General features: G+C 65.5%; 21 protein-coding genes. 6 read left to right on the top strand and 15 right to left on the bottom strand.

Going from position 1 to position 14,190, the window contains the following annotated elements:
- The first annotated feature begins 68 nt into the window (after nucleotides 1-68).
- Nucleotides 69-827 carry a hypothetical protein gene (locus BV210_RS19760; protein ID WP_157525848.1) on the top strand — a complete coding sequence of 253 codons (759 nt, stop codon included), beginning with the start codon at nucleotides 69-71 and terminating at the stop codon, nucleotides 825-827.
- A gap of 43 nt (nucleotides 828-870) precedes the next feature.
- Here BV210_RS19760 and BV210_RS05130 read toward each other — a convergent pair whose 3' ends face one another.
- A complete protein-coding gene (locus tag BV210_RS05130; RefSeq protein ID WP_077205597.1) occupies nucleotides 871-1,119 on the bottom strand; it encodes a hypothetical protein in 249 nt (82 codons plus the stop codon).
- A gap of 134 nt (nucleotides 1,120-1,253) precedes the next feature.
- On the opposite strand from BV210_RS05130, the gene BV210_RS19765 reads away from it, so the two are divergent.
- Entirely contained in the window at nucleotides 1,254-1,415 is a 162-nt protein-coding gene (locus BV210_RS19765) for a hypothetical protein (protein WP_157525850.1), read from the top strand.
- Nucleotides 1,416-1,427: 12 nt separating this feature from the next.
- Here the strand turns inward: BV210_RS19765 and BV210_RS05135 are convergent, their stop codons facing one another.
- The 3 genes from BV210_RS05135 to BV210_RS05145 are packed head-to-tail and all read right to left on the bottom strand — an operon-like array spanning nucleotide 1,428 to nucleotide 4,289.
- Nucleotides 1,428-2,252, bottom strand: coding sequence for a hypothetical protein (locus BV210_RS05135; protein ID WP_077205598.1), 825 nt, complete (start codon nucleotides 2,250-2,252; stop codon nucleotides 1,428-1,430).
- A gap of 1 nt (nucleotide 2,253) precedes the next feature.
- A complete protein-coding gene (locus tag BV210_RS05140) occupies nucleotides 2,254-3,690 on the bottom strand; it encodes an MATE family efflux transporter (protein WP_077205599.1) in 1,437 nt (478 codons plus the stop codon).
- Nucleotides 3,690-4,289, bottom strand: a complete 600-nt coding sequence (locus tag BV210_RS05145) for a TetR/AcrR family transcriptional regulator (protein ID WP_077205600.1) — start codon at nucleotides 4,287-4,289, stop codon at nucleotides 3,690-3,692. The genes BV210_RS05140 and BV210_RS05145 overlap by 1 nt, the downstream gene beginning before the upstream one ends.
- A gap of 178 nt (nucleotides 4,290-4,467) precedes the next feature.
- On the opposite strand from BV210_RS05145, the gene BV210_RS05150 reads away from it, so the two are divergent.
- Entirely contained in the window at nucleotides 4,468-5,055 is a 588-nt protein-coding gene (locus BV210_RS05150) for a TetR/AcrR family transcriptional regulator (protein WP_077205601.1), read from the top strand.
- 16 nt (nucleotides 5,056-5,071) lie between these two features.
- Here BV210_RS05150 and BV210_RS05155 read toward each other — a convergent pair whose 3' ends face one another.
- Nucleotides 5,072-5,503 (bottom strand): zinc ribbon domain-containing protein, encoded by a 432-nt coding sequence (locus BV210_RS05155; protein ID WP_077205602.1) that lies wholly within the window; start codon nucleotides 5,501-5,503, stop codon nucleotides 5,072-5,074.
- Nucleotides 5,504-5,646: 143 nt separating this feature from the next.
- Nucleotides 5,647-6,666: an LLM class flavin-dependent oxidoreductase gene (locus tag BV210_RS05160; protein ID WP_077205603.1), complete on the bottom strand. Its 1,020-nt coding sequence runs from the start codon at nucleotides 6,664-6,666 to the stop codon at nucleotides 5,647-5,649.
- A gap of 159 nt (nucleotides 6,667-6,825) precedes the next feature.
- Here BV210_RS05160 and BV210_RS05165 point away from each other — a divergent pair, with 159 nt between their 5' ends.
- The gene (locus BV210_RS05165) at nucleotides 6,826-7,194 is read left to right on the top strand and encodes a DUF4112 domain-containing protein (RefSeq protein WP_077205604.1); all 369 of its coding nucleotides are present in this window, start codon (nucleotides 6,826-6,828) and stop codon (nucleotides 7,192-7,194) included.
- On the opposite strand, the gene BV210_RS05170 is transcribed toward BV210_RS05165, so the two are convergent.
- The 3 genes from BV210_RS05170 to BV210_RS05180 form a co-directional block, all read right to left on the bottom strand.
- Nucleotides 7,191-8,345: a CBS domain-containing protein gene (locus BV210_RS05170; protein ID WP_077205605.1), complete on the bottom strand. Its 1,155-nt coding sequence runs from the start codon at nucleotides 8,343-8,345 to the stop codon at nucleotides 7,191-7,193. The two genes, BV210_RS05165 and BV210_RS05170, sit on opposite strands and share 4 nt — an antisense overlap.
- Before the next feature lie 96 nt (nucleotides 8,346-8,441).
- Nucleotides 8,442-8,681, bottom strand: a complete 240-nt coding sequence (locus BV210_RS05175; RefSeq protein WP_077205606.1) for a hypothetical protein — start codon at nucleotides 8,679-8,681, stop codon at nucleotides 8,442-8,444.
- Nucleotides 8,682-8,740: 59 nt separating this feature from the next.
- Entirely contained in the window at nucleotides 8,741-9,403 is a 663-nt protein-coding gene (locus BV210_RS05180) for a helix-turn-helix domain-containing protein (RefSeq protein WP_077205607.1), read from the bottom strand.
- Between the two features lie 140 nt (nucleotides 9,404-9,543).
- Between BV210_RS05180 and BV210_RS05185 the strand changes: the two genes are divergently transcribed.
- On the top strand, nucleotides 9,544-9,789 hold the full coding sequence (locus tag BV210_RS05185) for a hypothetical protein (protein WP_077205608.1): 246 nt from the start codon (nucleotides 9,544-9,546) through the stop codon (nucleotides 9,787-9,789).
- A gap of 67 nt (nucleotides 9,790-9,856) precedes the next feature.
- Here BV210_RS05185 and BV210_RS05190 read toward each other — a convergent pair whose 3' ends face one another.
- The 3 genes from BV210_RS05190 to BV210_RS05200 all read right to left on the bottom strand — a co-directional run bounded on the left by BV210_RS05190 (nucleotide 9,857) and on the right by BV210_RS05200 (nucleotide 11,729).
- Entirely contained in the window at nucleotides 9,857-10,519 is a 663-nt protein-coding gene (locus BV210_RS05190; protein ID WP_077207978.1) for a hypothetical protein, read from the bottom strand.
- A 97-nt stretch (nucleotides 10,520-10,616) separates the two neighbouring features.
- Nucleotides 10,617-11,252, bottom strand: coding sequence for a metal-dependent hydrolase (locus tag BV210_RS05195; RefSeq protein WP_077205609.1), 636 nt, complete (start codon nucleotides 11,250-11,252; stop codon nucleotides 10,617-10,619).
- A 75-nt stretch (nucleotides 11,253-11,327) separates the two neighbouring features.
- Nucleotides 11,328-11,729 (bottom strand): DUF2267 domain-containing protein, encoded by a 402-nt coding sequence (locus BV210_RS05200; RefSeq protein WP_077205610.1) that lies wholly within the window; start codon nucleotides 11,727-11,729, stop codon nucleotides 11,328-11,330.
- Nucleotides 11,730-11,846: 117 nt separating this feature from the next.
- On the opposite strand from BV210_RS05200, the gene BV210_RS05205 reads away from it, so the two are divergent.
- Entirely contained in the window at nucleotides 11,847-12,737 is an 891-nt protein-coding gene (locus tag BV210_RS05205) for a diacylglycerol kinase family protein (RefSeq protein WP_077207979.1), read from the top strand.
- A 9-nt stretch (nucleotides 12,738-12,746) separates the two neighbouring features.
- Here BV210_RS05205 and BV210_RS05210 read toward each other — a convergent pair whose 3' ends face one another.
- From BV210_RS05210 to BV210_RS05220, 3 genes are all read right to left on the bottom strand, one after another.
- Nucleotides 12,747-12,947 (bottom strand): hypothetical protein, encoded by a 201-nt coding sequence (locus tag BV210_RS05210; protein ID WP_077205611.1) that lies wholly within the window; start codon nucleotides 12,945-12,947, stop codon nucleotides 12,747-12,749.
- Between the two features lie 43 nt (nucleotides 12,948-12,990).
- Nucleotides 12,991-13,380: a cyclic nucleotide-binding/CBS domain-containing protein gene (locus BV210_RS05215; RefSeq protein WP_077205612.1), complete on the bottom strand. Its 390-nt coding sequence runs from the start codon at nucleotides 13,378-13,380 to the stop codon at nucleotides 12,991-12,993.
- A 92-nt stretch (nucleotides 13,381-13,472) separates the two neighbouring features.
- Complete coding sequence (locus BV210_RS05220) at nucleotides 13,473-14,156, bottom strand: histidine kinase N-terminal 7TM domain-containing protein (RefSeq protein WP_077205613.1); 684 nt, start codon at nucleotides 14,154-14,156, stop codon at nucleotides 13,473-13,475.
- Nucleotides 14,157-14,190 lie beyond the last annotated feature (34 nt).

The raw sequence follows: 14,190 nt of genomic DNA on the forward strand, positions 1-14,190 counted from the left end.
TTTGATCATTTTAGTATTATTTATTGGGCGGCAAAAGGTTTATGAACGGGCGGAAATAAATCCATATCATGAAATACCTAAAAACGCCGGATAAAATTCTTTTAATGGGCGGTGTAATTTTAACGATAGGTATCGGTCTATATGGTGGGGTTGCGAATCAGGACCTTGTTGGTGGTGTCCTCATTCAATTAGGTGTAGTTCTATCCCTGGTAGCAATCATAGCCATGATTATGCATAGTATATACCGCCCATCTTTCGGACTTTCTCTGTTAATGTCTTTCTGTATCGCACTGATTACAGCACTGATAAGCGCTACACCATATTTTGGTACTGCAGTCAACCCCATGGATATTGGCAGTTCAACTTGGATACTTATCTCTGGGGGAATTGGACTGGCATTTTCACTGGGGATCGCGAATCGAGGCTTCTATCACTGGGTTGCCTCTACTCTGATTACTGGAATATATTTGTTAATTGGGTATAGATTATATAAATCATTCTCAGAGTTACCAATCCTAAACGCTGCCAGCGATATTTACTCCACACTTTTCGTAATGAGTGTTGGTATCTTGTGTTCTATACCAGTATACCAACTCGGCAACAAACTAGCTAATATCAAGTCCGAAGACAAAGATCATATTTCAATCGTATATGTGACTTCATTGGTGGGCGGGTTCCATTTGCTAACTTTATTTATTGCTGTTATAAACCATGCTCCTCCGTTCCAATTCGGAGTCTGGATATTCCTACTCCTATTGCTATCACCGATATTGTATATTTGCTTGCAAGGTATGAAAACCTGGAGAATAAGAGCTTCAAATGTCTAATGTATTGGTATCATTCATTTTCCGCGGTTGCTGGGAAAGCAAATCACCGGGCCGGCTCATCGATGAAACCGGCGTCCCCGAAGTGCTCGCGCACGCGACCGAAGTCGCGCCGCTCGCCGGGCGTCATCGACGGCTCGCGGACCTCGTAGGCGAACCCGTCGGGGCGTTCGCGGATCGTCGCGACCACACCCGGATGAATCTCCCGCTGGTCGCACACCTCTGGGGCGTACCAGGCGTCGGGATTGTCCGGCGGGACCGGCGCTGGCACCTGTTCCCCAACCCGTTGACTCATACGCCGGGCTTGGTCGCGTTTTCCGACTTAAATTTAGGGACGTGATCCGTCCGGCCACTCGAACGTCCACACCCGCGCCCGGACCGACTTACCAACTAGTCAGATTTTTGGTCGAGGGCGGAGTATCTTCAGATATGGTACGAACAGTTCGGGACCAGAGAAGCGACTTCTCGAACACAGAGATGAACCTGATCGGGTACTTGGTCGCAGCCCCGTTGATCGTCCTGCTGTTGCCCATCCTCCCGTTCCTCGTCGTGCTGTGGCTCGGGGGCAAACTGCTGGCGGGCGACGAGTAACCGGGCGGACGGTCACTCGGCGAAGCAGTCCCGGACGGACGGGGACTGGCCGCCCGCTCGCTCCCGATCGAGGAGCGCCTGGAGGGCCGTCGGGTCAGTGGTCGACGTGAGTTCGTCGAGCGACCGCTCTGTGACTGCACGACACGTCGTGGCGTGGTCTTCGAGCGTGTCCTCGGCGAGCGAGGCTGGGAGGATCGACCAGTTGCGCTCCGGATCGAGCGCGCGGTCGATCCGACGGGCCGTGCTGGCTCCACGGCCGAACGCCCTGAAACGTTCTCGACGGGCGTCGTCCACGCCGGCGAGTGTCGCGCCAACGACGGCTGCACCCTCGCCCAGACTCCCAGCGGTCTCCTCGAAGAACCGTGGCTCGACCGGTCGCGACGACCCGGCGTAGGTGGTCGCGAACGCGCCGGTGATCGACTCCAGTATCTCCGTCAGCGTCTCGAACCCCTCGTGGATGCGCGGGTGCTCGGCCGATCCGAGCGTCGAGTAGGCCGCGGTGTAGAGGTAGTCCGCGGCCAGGAGCGCCTCGGTCGGGTCGTGCGTCAGCGAGTGTGCGCCCCGTTCGGTGAGCTGCACGAGCAACTCGCCGCGGAGCCGGCAGTACCCCTGAAGGAGTTCGAGGGCCGCCGCGGCGGGGAGGATCACGGACGTGTCTCGCCGCTCGACAGTCGCGTCGTACGTTGCCAGGACGAGTTGGCCGTACCACCGGTCCTCGGCCGCGTCGACGGTCTCGCGGGCGACCGCCAGTCCGTCCTCGTCGGTGGCGTCGAGGGCCGTCTCGATCCGGGCGTCGATCTTCGCGCGTCGGGTCGCGAGCGCGTCGTCTCGATCCATCTCAGTCACCTCCGGGGGCGGATTCGACGGCGGTCTCCTCTACGTCGACCCTCGATTCGGTGAGGTCGCTCTCGCGCCAGGTGCCGCGGCGGTACCAGGCGTAGGCGACGACCGCGCCGACCACGTTGGAGACCGCGAAGGCAAGCCAGATGCCGGTCTCGCCGAGCGGTCGGGCGGCGAACCACGCGATCGGGAAGCGGACGACGCCGAGCATCAGCACGGAGATGGCCGCAGCGGTGAGCGTCTTCCCGGCCCCGCGGAAACTCCCCGTGTAGGCTCGCATGATGCCGATGAACCCGAAGGTCAGCGCGACGTAGCGGAGGAACTGAGTGCTGATCTCCACCACGGCGGGATCGGTCGTGAACAGGTCGGCGATGGGGGCCGCGGCGAGCCAGACCAGCACGCCGGCGGCCGAGAGCACGACGAAGAGGACCTTCGCCGCGAGTCCGGCCGCTCGCTCGGCGCGCTCGGGTTCGTCCGCGCCCATGTTCTGGCCGGTCATGGTCTCGACGCCGCGGGCGACGGCGATGGCCGGCAGGAAGACGACCGAGAACACGCGCGTCCCGATGCCGTAGGCGGCGACGACGGTGTCCGGAAAGAGCGCGACGATGAACAGCAGCAGGTTCATCGACAGCGCCCGCCCCATGTTCTCGATCGAAGCGGGCAGCCCGATGCGGACGAGTCGGCGGAGATAGGAGAGGTCGGGGACCATGTCCCGGGGGTTGATCTGGACGCCGCGTTCGCCCCGGAGCATGATCGCCAGGCCGACGAACAGCGCCAGCGACCGGGAGAACACGGTCGCGATGGCCGCGCCCTCGATCCCGAGTTCGGGGAACAGCCACCATCCGAAGATGAGGAACGGGTCGATGACGATGTTGAGGACGACCGAGCCGAACATGACGAGCATCGGCGTGATCGTGTCGCCGTAGCCCCGCATCAGCGAGACGAAGACCATGAACCCGAACATGAAGAGGAGGCCGAGCGAGACGACCTCCATGTAGCTAGTCGCCATCGGCAACACGTCCGCCGAGGCGCCCAGGAGGCCGAGGAAATCGCCGACGAGGAAGTAGCCGATCACGCCCAGCACGAGCGAGACGACGGCGGCGAAGGTCACGGTCTGGGAGGCGGCGTACTCGGCCTCCCGCGTCTCGCTGGCACCGGTGTACTGGGCGACTAGCACGCTCCCGGCGACGGAGATGCCCATCCCGAGCGAGATGAGCAGGAAGACCATCGGGAAGGCAAAGGAGATGGCCGCCAGCGCGTCCGTGCTGTACTGGCCGAGCCAGAACGTGTCCGCGAGGTTGTAGGCGGTCTGGAAGAGGTTCGTGACGACGATCGGCATCGAGAGGAAAAAGAGCGGCTTCCCGATGCCGCCCGAGGTGAGATCGAACTCCTCGGGGCTCTTGAACAGGGCGCTCACGCGGCTTCGGATCCCCATTATCGGATCGCCTCCGCTTGGTCGTCGACGAGCAGGTGCGTCTCGACGTACTCCGTGATGATGCCGTAGAGATGCTCCGTCGAGTGTCCGGCCGCGACGCTTCGCGTGTGGACGCCCGTCACGGTCGTCACGAGGAACTCGGCGGCGGTCTCGGGATCGATCCGGTCGTCGAACTCGCCGACGTCGACACCGGCCGCGACGAGGTCGGACACCCGGTCGAAGAGCGCCGCGTCGAATCGTGCGAGTTCCGTCTGGATCTCCGCGTTGTAGGGTGCCTGAGCCGTCACTTCCAGCATCGCCGTCCGGAACTCCTGGCCCGCCTGTGTCTCCTCACCGACGAGGAGCGACTCGAAGAGGGCGAACAGTTCCGCACGTGGGGTGTTTCCCGTCGCCGACGCGAGCCGCTCGGTGTATTTCTCGTAGAGGAACTCCAGAAATTCGGCGAACAGGTTCTCCTTGCTGTCGTAGTAGTAGTGGATCAGGCCTTTGCTCCGATCCGTCTCGGCGGCGATATCACCGGTCGTCAGGTCCGCATAGCCGTGGCGACAGAGTGCCCGGTAGGTCGCCTCCAGAATCTCGGTCGCTGAATCGTCGTCCATATCGTTCGTACGCTAACTTACTAACTGGTTAGTCAAAAAGCTTGGGAGAGGTGCGGTTCCAGTTCTCACAGAGCGTCGATACCGGAACGTGGACGCGAGAGGTGACCGGGCGGTACGCCGGCGACTGTCACGGTGGTGGTCAAAACCGTTAATTGACCGTGGGCGAAGGCTGTGTACAATGACCGACCGATCGGACCGTTCGTTCTCCGGGCCCGACGAGGAGATCATGCAGGCCACGTATCGGGCGCTCCGGGAGCACGGGTACGCCGATCTCACGATCAAACGGATCGCCGAGGAGTACGGGAAATCCACCGCGGCGATCCACTACCACTACGACACCAAAGAGGCCCTCCTCGTCGCCTTTCTCGACTACCTGCTCGAGCGGTTCGTCGACTCGATCCACGAGGTCGAGACGACCGATCCGGACGAGCGGCTGAACCTCCTCCTGGACGAGTTGCTCGTCGCACCGAAGGAGAACCGGGATCTGTCGGTCGCCCTCCTGGAGATGCGGAGCCAGGCCCCCTACAAGGAGGCGTTCAGCGACCGCTTCCAGCAAAACGACGAGTACATCCGGTACATGATCAAGGCGGTGATCAACCACGGGATCGACGAGGGAGAATTCGAGGACGTGGACGCCGAACACGTCACGCACGCGCTGATGACCATCGTCGACGGCGCACGGACCCGCTCCGTGGTACTGGGCGAGGGCGAACTCGAAACCGCCCGAGAAGCCGCCTCTGAGTACGTCGACGCGATGCTCCGGTGACTTCTGTACCGTCCGATCAGGCGTCGTCGCCGTCGATCTCGTCGGCTGAATCGCCGAACGCCCCGAGGTCGGTCGAACACCAGTGACAGAACTCCAGGTCGTCGTCGAGTTCCTTGCCGCAGCTGGGACAGTGGGTGAGCTGTCCGTCCTCGACGGCGACCCGTCGCTGTGCGAGAGCGTTCTGCGCGCTGGCGAGCAGGTAGGCGTCGACGACGCTGAACCCGCCGACGACGGCGATCGGTGCGATCGCCAGCGGATCGACCGGGTTCCCGGCGAGCAGCGCGTCCACCGTCCCCGGATCCACGAACAGCACGCTCGCGCCGACCAGCGCAACGATCCACCCGAGCGCACGTCGCCACCGCCGCAGATAGAGGTGGCCGAGCCCGGTAGCCAGCACCGCCAGCAGCGCCGCGAGCCAGGGCCGCTTTCGCGAGAGGGAGTCGCTCATACCCCTAACTAGCCGATTAGTCAGCCATAAACTTTCTCCCCGAGACTGCTCGAAGGTGGCCGTCAAAACCCTCGATACGCCGTCTCAGATGGTGGACTGTGCGGCGAAACCGGTACCCGCTCTGGGGTTACGCGGCGCGGCCCTCACTCGGCGAGACCGACGCCCTCGGCGGTCAGTTCGTGCGAGCGGATCCGGTCCTCGGGGTCCTCGATGAGGTTCTGGACGATCACCTCGTCGGCCCCGACCTGGTCGGTCATGTTCTCCAGCAGCGTCCCGATGGTCTCGGGACTACCGGAGACGGCCCGGGGCCACTCGCTCGGGTCGAGCGACTCGGGCGTCGGGTCCGGAACGCCACCGATCTCGTCGACGGCCTCCTCGACGGTCGGCGGCGGGCCGAACGCGCCGCGGGCCATCCGCTGGTAGGCGGCCTCGGAGGACGCACGGAGGCGCGCGGCCTCGTGGTCGGTCTCGGCACAGGCGACGTTGACGGCGAGCATGCTGTGAGGGTCGTCGAGGCCGCCGTCGAACGGCGAGGACTGGAACGACTCGCGGTAGGTATCCAGTGCCCGTTCGGCGACGGTCGGCCTGATGAACGCGGCGAAGGCGTAGGGGAGGCCGAGTTCGCCGGCGATCTCGGCGCTCGACGGGCTGGACCCGAGGACCCACACCTCGGGGACCCCCTCTTCCGAGCGGGGCATCACGATGTCGCTGTAGGGGTGGTCGTCGGGGTAAGCGTCGTAGACGTGGCTGGCGACGGCTTCGATCTTCTCGGCGTGATCGTCGCCGGCGCGTGGCGGGCCCGACTGCAACGCGCGGTCGACGGCCGGCATCCCCGTCGCGCGGCCGACTCCGAGGTCGATCCGGCCGGGCGCGAGCGCGTCGAGCGCGCTGAACGTCTCGGCGACCTTGAACGGGCTGTAGTGGTTGAGCAGGACCGTCCCCGAACCCACGCGGATCTCGTCGGTCTCGGCGGCGAGGTGAGAGATCAACACTTCGGGGGTCGTGCTCGCGATGGCGTCGGCGAGGCCGTGGTGTTCGGCCACCCAGAACCGCGAGTAGCCCAGCCGCTCGGCCGCCTGCGCGAGGGCGACCGTGTCCTCGTAGGCGTCCGTCGCCGTCTCTCCCGCACGAACCGGTGCGATGTCGACTATCGAGAGATCCATGTTCGGATACGAACTTACTGGGCGGTCAGCCGGATAAGCCCATCACAATCGGACGCCGCTCCGGGCCGTTCCGATCCCCGGACTTGTGCCTGCAAGGGGTGGGCGGAAGGGCCTCGCCCACCTGCATCCAACACGATGCCAGGCCACGAGACACATTCGATGGACGGGTCGGCGGTCGCCGACGGAAGCGGGGCGGACGCGGAGGCGGCGCTCAGGCGCGCCCGGGGGATGGCCGACCTGCTCGACGAAGCGTTCCGCGTCCCCGGGACGGACTTCCGGATCGGACTGGACCCGATCATCGGCGTCCTCCCCGTCGCGGGCGACAGCGTCGCCGCGGTCCTCTCGCTGTATCCCGTCCTAGAAGCCTACCGACTCGACGCACCGCGACGGACGCTCCTGTGGATGCTCCTGCTCGTCGGAGTCGACGCCCTGATCGGGTCGGTCCCGGTACTCGGACCGCTGTTCGACGCGGTCTGGAAGGCAAACGAGTGGAACGTGCGGGCGCTGGAACGCCACGTCGAGGGCTAGAGGTTCTGCAGTTTCCGGCGGACCTGACTGCGCTGGCCCTCGTCGGCGGTTCGCTGTTCCTTCAGGTCGAGCAGGTTGCGCTCCAGTTTGTCGAGCGCGATCGAGAGGGCGTTCTCCCCGCCGTATCCCTCGCCGGTGCCGGCGAGTTGCGTCTCGTCGGTGAACAGGCGCGCCTGACACCGAACCAACGGATCTCCGCGATGCTGTTCGTCGTGTCGCTGGAAGTCCACCCGAGCGTGGAGGACGTCCAGTTCCTCGAACTTCTCGGTGATCGACTCGATGTGCGCGGCGACCTCCGCGCGGTCGATCTCGCGGAGATACCCCGGATTGGTCACCTGCACCTGGAGGTGCGACTCGTCGGTGTAGGTGAGCGCCCCGAGCACGTCCGTCTTCGTGAGGACGGCACGGACCTCGGTCTCGGTCCCCGGGTCGTCGCGTTCGTCGCCGACGACCACGAGGCCGTCCACCCCGGCGTCGAACATCTTCTCGACGGCGTCCCGCAGGGTCGCCGACGGCGTGATCGTCTCGGCGGGCCGACTCGTGACGTTCTCGACCGGCAACTCGATCAGTGACGGTTTGTCGCCGCCCCGATCCCCCCGTGCGGCCGCGTCCGTGGCGCGCGTGACGAACTCGACGAGGTCGTCGGTGGTGGCCACGCTCACGAGGTCGCCGTCGTCGACGACGGGAAGCCGGGAGACGTTGTTCTCCCGGAGCGTGTTGATCACTTCGCCCATCGTCGTCTCAGGCTCGACCGTGACTGGATCGCGAGTGTGGACGTCGGCCACGTCGAGGGCGTCGAGGTCGTCGAGGATCTCCCGGAGTAAGCTGTCCCTGGTGACGGCACCGGGGGTCTCGCCGTCGTCGACGACGGGGACGATCGTCGTCTCGTTCTCGACGAGCAGCCGCGCGATCTCACGAGCGTCCGTTCCCCACTCGACCGTCGGGACCGAACGCATGACGGCCTGTGCCTCGGCGTCGTCGCTCAGCCGCGAGCGGAGCAGGTCCCGCGGCAGGATCGCGCCGCGCACCTCACCGTCGACGACGAGGACGGCGTCGGTCGACTCGTCTTCCAGCCGCGACCGCACGGTCCCGAGTCGGGTGTCCGGCGTGGCTTCGACCACGTGTCGCGTCACGAGTGTCTGGAAGTCCATGGTGACCCCGGCTTCGACCGTCCCGTCGTTCAGTGTCCGGCCTGCACGCGAAAGCCGCGTCGGGGGTCTGTGGGGGCCGACGACGGCGATGGCGGCTCAGAGATTGCTCTCGAGACGGATCTCGTCGCTCGTGACCGACTCGACGTGAGCGAGCATGAGTCGGTGTGGCGGGTCGTCGCCGTCCCAGTGGAGTGCGCGCCGTGCGGTTGGGTCGACAGTCTCTGCGGGCTGAACGTAGGGCACGCCGTCCTCGACGCGGACGACGGTCGCGATCCGCTGCCCGTTGGCGTCGATGACGGCCGCATCGAGCTGCGTCTGGGAGATGGATCCGGTCATCGGTGCCGGTTACGGCCCACTTCTCATGGGGGCTGTGCCTGCGAGCGAAACCCGGGGGGTCAGTCGTGGTCCGTGGGATCCGGGCGGAGCGTCGTCTCGATCAACTCGCTGTGGCCGCGCCGAATCCGCTCGGACAGCGCCTGGTGGGAGATCTCCCGGTCCTCGGCGAGGTCGGTGAGGTCCGTCTTCCGGGGGATGTCGTAGTATCCCGCCTCGTAGGCCTCGAGCAGGGTCTCGTACTGGTCCTCGGTGAGGCCGTATCTCCCCCGACGGATGGATTCGGAGAGTTCGTAGATGCTGTCGAACGTGAGGTCGATGTCGTACTCCTCACAGAAGTCGTGCGTCGTCGAGACGGAGTCGTGTTCGGGAAAGAGGATGCGGAACTGCCACTCGCGGCCTTTCCCGTAGGCGCTGAGAATCGACGCGTTCTCTTCGAGGATGATGTAGAGGATGACGCGGATGTGCGCGATCCACTCCATCCGGACGAGGAGTTCGTCGTCGAGTTCGGTGAGCGTCTCGACGTTTTGCGTACTCGGGTCGGCCTGCAGCAGGTCGGACAGCTCGGCGAGGTCGTCCGCGGTCGCCCACAGGAACGGCATGGCGCGGTCGGTCCCGTCCTCGACGACCCGGACCACCTCGAACTCGACACCCTCCCCCTCCTCCAGCGTCTGGTGCAGGGCGAACTCCTCGGCTGGGATGGCCGCTTCGACGATCGTACTCATCGAGTGCACATAGAACGGACCCCTATATTAGCACCTTTTACCGACAGCGTACACTTCGAACCGGGACGCCGCGCCCTGAAAAGTGGGGTGCGAAGGCAAGCACAACGCCGACCATCACGACGTCGGAAGATACAGTCGCGATGGAAACAGTTCAGATCACCGAGGACGACGTCGGTACGACAGTCGTGGACCAGAACGGCGACGAAGTCGGCATCGTGAGCGCAGTCAGATACGGGACGGCCTACGTCGATCCCGATCCCGACATCACCACGCGGCTCAAGACGGCACTCGGCTGGGAAGAGGTCGACGAGGAAGACGGCTACCCGCTGCAGGAAGAGGCCGTCGAGACGGTCACCGACGACGAGATCCGGCTGACGGATCTCTAGAGCGGGCGCTCCCAGCGTCGGGTGTGACCGACTCGGACGTATTTCCCCGTTTCCCGCCTGTTCTCGATCACTCCGCCACCGGCCACACGACGACGGTCATCACGAGCGACCCCACCAGTACGACGCCACCGCCACCGATCACGAGTGTCTCGGCGACCTGTGGGAACCGATCGACGATTGGGACGAACACACCGACCTCGAAGCCCACGATCAGCAGGGCGCCGACCACGTCGAAGACCAGGTCGAAAGCGGTGTCGCGCCAGCCGTAGTGGACCAGCACCGGTTCGACGTCGAACCGGTCGCCGACCTCGCGGGCGACGAGTTCGATCAGTTCCCAGAAGACGCCGACGGCGAAGGTGAAGCCGACCGTGGCGACCGCGAGGACGCCCGCGGAGAGCGGGTACGCGACCAGCAGCGCGGCGTACAGCAGGGCGGCGACCAGCGCCGCGGAGACGGTGTGGGTGAGGTGGTCCCACCACCAGAGCGTCTCGTAGAGGCCGAGCATCCCCAGCGAGTGGAGGAAGCCGGCCAGCGCGATCCACAGCGGGACGGTCGGATCGACGGTGATCGACGGCGCGATGACGGCCGCCAGTGCCGGAAGCAGGGTCACGGCCAGCGCGAACAGTGCGTTCACGATCGCGGCGACGTTCCGGCGGCGCGCGGCCTCGCCGAGGGTCCCGAGGATGGCGAGTTGCAGGGCCAGCGCCAGCCCGGCGACGACGTCAGCCACGCTCGTCACCTCCGGAGCGTCGGCACACCGTCCGACGGGGTCCGTCGGCGCTCGTTCGTATCATCTGACTGGGTCAAGTATCGCCTGCCACGAGAAACTACCCCTCGTCGGCGCCGGTTCCCTGACAGTATCGCGCCGGGAGGTTAGACAGGACGACGCCGGGCAGAACCGGTCCGTACGCCTCGACGAGTCGCTCGGCCAGCGTCGGGAGGACGCGCCGGACGGCGGTGTAGACGACGGCGACGGCCAGCCCAGCGAGGACGGCCAGGCGGAAGGGGCCATCGACGGTCACCAGCAGCGGGGCGGCGAGCACGCCGGAGAGGAGGAAATCGGCGGGTGACCCGTCGTAGCCGACGTATCGACGGGGGGCGATCCACTCCCCGTGGTAGTGGCTGTAGACGGCCCGGTCCGACGTTCCCTCCCAGGGGCGTAACTCCAGGCCGCCGCCGAACACGTCGGTGACGCTGTGGAGGGCCGCGCCGAGCAGGAAGACGGCGAGGCCGACGGTGAGGGCTGTGGGGACGACCAGCGCGACCACGAGCGCCCCGGCCGCGAGCCCGGAGAAGTAGACCGGGTAGTGCAGCGTCTTCCGGTGGCCGACGTACATGTCGAGATCCGGGAGGACGCCACCCGCCAAGCCCGCAGCGAGGGCGACGGGCGCGAACTCGGGAGCCGCGACCGCGACCGGGAGGGCCAGCACCATCCCCGCGAGGGCGTGGGTCGGGAGCATCATCGTGTCGGCTAGAATGGGACAGAATACTAAGAGCCTGTCGGTGAATCGTGTGTAGGATTCACACGATAGGTCGTCTCAGCCCGCGAGTTCGGCCGTCTCGAACAGCGGGTCGAAGCTCTCGGGGAGGGACTCGCGGGCGCGTCGGAGTTCCTCGGCCCCGCCGTGGGCGGCGACGGTGGCCACGAGCGACCGGGCGTGGATGACGGCGTCCTCGGGGCTGAACCCGATGCCCTCGCGATCGGCGACCTGTACGACGAACTCGTCGGCGGTCCGTTCCTCGTGGGTGTCGCGGCGTTCGGTGATCGCGTCGCCCAGCGCCCCCGGGAGGACGACCCCGAGCGCGTCCGCCTCGGCCGTCGGGAGCGACTCCCCGAGCGTGAGCAGCGTCTCGATGGCCGCCCGCTCGGCGTTGGCCATGTTGTCCATCCCGGCCCTGGTGGCGAAGTCGTCCATGATCGCGTCGTAGTCGGTTCGCATCGAACGGAGATGGATCGCTTCCCCGACGGCTTGAACATTCGGGCCAGTTCGACCGTCGATCCGTCGAGGCCAGCGCGGTTCACCCGGATTAAATACACGACGGACGAACGGGCACGTATGCAGGTCGGGTCACGCCGGTGCATCCTCAACCCCGTCAGCGGAACGGGGGATCACGCCGAGTACGTCACGCGACTTCTCCGCGGTCGGGGGTTCGCGGTCGATCACACCGAGGGCGCGGGCGACGCCCGTCGACTGGCCCGCGAGGCCGGCGAAGCGGCGGTCTCGGAACTCGCCGTCTGTGGCGGCGACGGGACGATAAACGAGGTCCTCCGGGGGCTGGACGCCGCCGACCACCTCACCGACGTGACGCTCTCGGTGATCCCGACCGGGACGGCCAACATTCTCGGGCGGACCGTCGGAATCGAGGGGATCGAAGACGCCGTCGAGATCGCGGACACGGGCGAGGTCGCGACCGTCGACGTGGGGATGGCCGGCGACGAACCCTTCGTCGTCTCCTGTATCGCCGGCTTTCCCGCCGAGGCCAGCGTCGCCACCTCCAGCGAACTGAAGGGACGGTTCGGGACGCTCGCGTTCCTGCTCACCGGCGTCCAGCAGGCTCGGGAGTTCGACGGACTGGACGTGCGTCTCGAAACCGAGGCCGAGACCTGGGACGGCGAGGCGATCTGTCTGCTGGTGGGGAACGCGCGCCGCTTCGTCGAGGAGGGCGGACAGGCCGACATGGCCGACGGGCTGTTCGACGTGGCGGTGGTCGAGAACATGCCGGCGGGCGACCTGGTCACCGAGGCGATTCGCCACCGCGTGCTCGGCCAGGGCACCGAGGGCGTCACCCACATCCAGGCCGGGCGGATCACCGTCACGGGCCACGACGGCCCGATCACCTTCAGCCGGGACGGCGAGGTGAGCGAGCACGAGCGAGTGACGATGGCGATCCGCCCCCAGACACTGAATCTCCGGGTCGGCCCCGATTACGACCCCTCGCCGGAGTGACCCTACGGATCACTTCGGACCGCCCGTGGGTCGATCGGACCGGTCCGTGGCACCGCCCGTGATGGCCTCGCCGGCCGGTTCACCCTCGCTCGCGAACGACGGTGTCCCGTCGGCCGTCGCGTCGCTCTCGTCGTCCGCTCTGACCTCTTTCAGCAGTTCCTCGGCGATCTCGTCGCGCAGGACGAATCCGGGTGCTATTCCGTGACACATACGAACGCACACGACCTGGACTTGCTTAAATCTCGCTCCCGGTTCAGGCGGGCGCGGTACTGGCGGTGTGACGCAGGATGTCGGTCGTCGTGAGGATGCCGACCACGTCGCCGTCGACGACCGGAATGTGGTTGAAGCCGCTGTCCAGCAGGTAGGTCGCGGCCTCGGACACCGTCGCGTCCGGCCCGATCGTCTCGACGGTCGTCGTCATCCGCTCCTCGACGGTGGTCTCGGACGGATCCACGTCGTCGGCCGCCAGCTGGACGAAGTCCGTCGACGTGAGGATACCCACTGGTTCGCAGTCCGCGTCGATGACCGCGACGGACTTGATCGCCGTGTCGCGCATCGCCCACGCGGCGTCCGACAGCGTCTCGTCGGGCGCGACGGTGAGCACTGGTGTCGTCATGATCTCCTCGACTGCGGTCTCGGTCATACGAACGTGTCAGTCCCCACCGACAAAGGCACTCGTGTCGCGGTAAGTGTTGACACTCGGCATGGGAACGGACGAAAACGATCGGTTCCGAGTCAGTAGTAAAAGATCGCCGCAGTGAGCGTGATCGCGGTCACGATGTAGGTGACCGGACCCCAGTCGATGGCGGTCAGATCCGCGGCGTACACCAGGCTGCCGACGGTCGGGAACAGGCCGCCGAACAGGAACAGCTGGGTCTGGCGGAGTTTCCGGCCCGAGACCGACGGCCAGTAGGCGGCGAACAGTCCCACGGCGGCGAAGGACACGCCCAGCGAGTACAGCGCGTGGACGTAGTACCACGGTCCGTAGGTGATCGAGAGCCGGTCGATACCGCCCTGCGTGACCATCTCGGCCTCGACCCGGACGAGGTCGTGCAGGCCGAAGAAGTCCGTCCACACGAGGACGATCGTGAGCGTGGGAATCGCCGCCAGCAGGGCGACGTTGCGCCGCGTCAGCAACTCCTCGCGGTCAGTGTACTGGAATGCAAAGAGCAGGAACGCGAGCGACGCGAATGCGGGTCCGATGAACCGGACGCTGTTCCACAGCAACGCCTGATCGAGGGTCGTACTCGCCAGCTGGAGCGCGTAACTGACCGACCACACCACGATCGGTGTGAACAACGCGAGCATGAGATAGGCCCCTTTCTGCTGTCGTTTCATGAGGGTGAGCACGAGCAACGCGCCGACGATCACGGCCGCGAGCGCCAGCGGGATCGTGTACGGTGTCGCCTGAAACGCCATTGTATCCTGTCCCGATATGTTGGTGTAATAAAAT

Source organism: Halorientalis sp. IM1011, from assembly GCF_001989615.1.
Classification (GTDB): domain Archaea; phylum Halobacteriota; class Halobacteria; order Halobacteriales; family Haloarculaceae; genus Halorientalis.

Excerpts from the sequence above, each read along its gene's own strand:
- BV210_RS05145 (WP_077205600.1), bottom strand. The coding sequence starts at position 4,289 with ATGGACGACGATTCAGCGACCGAGATTCTGGAGGCGACCTACCGGGCA.
- BV210_RS05210 (WP_077205611.1), bottom strand. The coding sequence starts at position 12,947 with ATGTGTCACGGAATAGCACCCGGATTCGTCCTGCGCGACGAGATCGCC.
- BV210_RS05200 (WP_077205610.1), bottom strand. The coding sequence starts at position 11,729 with ATGCGAACCGACTACGACGCGATCATGGACGACTTCGCCACCAGGGCC.
- BV210_RS05140 (WP_077205599.1), bottom strand. The coding sequence starts at position 3,690 with ATGGGGATCCGAAGCCGCGTGAGCGCCCTGTTCAAGAGCCCCGAGGAG.
- BV210_RS05180 (WP_077205607.1), bottom strand. The coding sequence starts at position 9,403 with ATGAGTACGATCGTCGAAGCGGCCATCCCAGCCGAGGAGTTCGCCCTG.
- BV210_RS05215 (WP_077205612.1), bottom strand. The coding sequence starts at position 13,380 with ATGACCGAGACCGCAGTCGAGGAGATCATGACGACACCAGTGCTCACC.
- BV210_RS05165 (WP_077205604.1), top strand. The coding sequence starts at position 6,826 with ATGGACGGGTCGGCGGTCGCCGACGGAAGCGGGGCGGACGCGGAGGCG.
- BV210_RS05175 (WP_077205606.1), bottom strand. The coding sequence starts at position 8,681 with ATGACCGGATCCATCTCCCAGACGCAGCTCGATGCGGCCGTCATCGAC.
- BV210_RS05130 (WP_077205597.1), bottom strand. The coding sequence starts at position 1,119 with ATGAGTCAACGGGTTGGGGAACAGGTGCCAGCGCCGGTCCCGCCGGAC.
- BV210_RS05205 (WP_077207979.1), top strand. The coding sequence starts at position 11,847 with ATGCAGGTCGGGTCACGCCGGTGCATCCTCAACCCCGTCAGCGGAACG.
- BV210_RS05220 (WP_077205613.1), bottom strand. The coding sequence starts at position 14,156 with ATGGCGTTTCAGGCGACACCGTACACGATCCCGCTGGCGCTCGCGGCC.
- BV210_RS05195 (WP_077205609.1), bottom strand. The coding sequence starts at position 11,252 with ATGATGCTCCCGACCCACGCCCTCGCGGGGATGGTGCTGGCCCTCCCG.
- BV210_RS05150 (WP_077205601.1), top strand. The coding sequence starts at position 4,468 with ATGACCGACCGATCGGACCGTTCGTTCTCCGGGCCCGACGAGGAGATC.
- BV210_RS05160 (WP_077205603.1), bottom strand. The coding sequence starts at position 6,666 with ATGGATCTCTCGATAGTCGACATCGCACCGGTTCGTGCGGGAGAGACG.
- BV210_RS05155 (WP_077205602.1), bottom strand. The coding sequence starts at position 5,503 with ATGAGCGACTCCCTCTCGCGAAAGCGGCCCTGGCTCGCGGCGCTGCTG.
- BV210_RS05135 (WP_077205598.1), bottom strand. The coding sequence starts at position 2,252 with ATGGATCGAGACGACGCGCTCGCGACCCGACGCGCGAAGATCGACGCC.
- BV210_RS19760 (WP_157525848.1), top strand. The coding sequence starts at position 69 with ATGAAATACCTAAAAACGCCGGATAAAATTCTTTTAATGGGCGGTGTA.
- BV210_RS05185 (WP_077205608.1), top strand. The coding sequence starts at position 9,544 with ATGGAAACAGTTCAGATCACCGAGGACGACGTCGGTACGACAGTCGTG.
- BV210_RS05170 (WP_077205605.1), bottom strand. The coding sequence starts at position 8,345 with ATGGACTTCCAGACACTCGTGACGCGACACGTGGTCGAAGCCACGCCG.
- BV210_RS19765 (WP_157525850.1), top strand. The coding sequence starts at position 1,254 with ATGGTACGAACAGTTCGGGACCAGAGAAGCGACTTCTCGAACACAGAG.